The organism is Arhodomonas sp. KWT (assembly GCF_010993615.1).
Genome location: NZ_WNXE01001045.1, coordinates 1 through 572, shown reverse-complemented (window position 1 = coordinate 572; position 572 = coordinate 1). Strand labels below are relative to the sequence as shown.

1 pseudogene is annotated in these 572 nt (G+C 73.6%); it reads right to left on the bottom strand.

Annotated elements, in window-relative coordinates:
* Positions 1–572, bottom strand: a pseudogene (locus G7A99_RS24060) (tetrathionate reductase subunit TtrA); the annotation flags it as partial.

The window sequence follows — 572 nt, the reverse complement described above, 5'->3', positions numbered from 1 at the left end:
TCGGGGCTTTCGGGGGCCACCGGGGTATCCAGATCGCGCACGGCGCGCAGCCCGTCCACGTGGCCCTCGCCGAAGAGATCGCCGCCCTCCACGACCTCCTCGACGAGCTGCTCGAAGCTGATGCGCTGCCAGCGGCCACTGCCCCGCGGTCCCACCCGCTTGAGCGGCCGGGTGACACGGTAGGGGCTGGTGAGCTGCTCCAGCATGGCGGCGCCGCGGGCGCAGGCCGTGGAGCGCCCGTCCAGGCCGGACTCGCCGCCCAGTCGGGCGAACGCCTCGCGCACCGGTGTGGTGTAGTCCTCGGGCCGTTCGTGGGAGAGCGGATTGTAGGGGTTGCCCGCGATGCGCAGGATCCGGTTGCCCGCGGTGTCCACCCGGGCGCGGACGCCGCACAGCGTCCAGCAGCCGAAGCACTGGGTCAGGCTGACGACCTGTCCCTCGGCCATGGTGACCGCCCCGGTCTCCGGGTCGATATGGCACTCCGGCGGCAGGGCATTGCCGGCGATGCGGTCCTGCGTGGGCACCCCCGCGGTACCGCGGACGAGTCCCCTCACGGCGTTGACGGCGGGGCC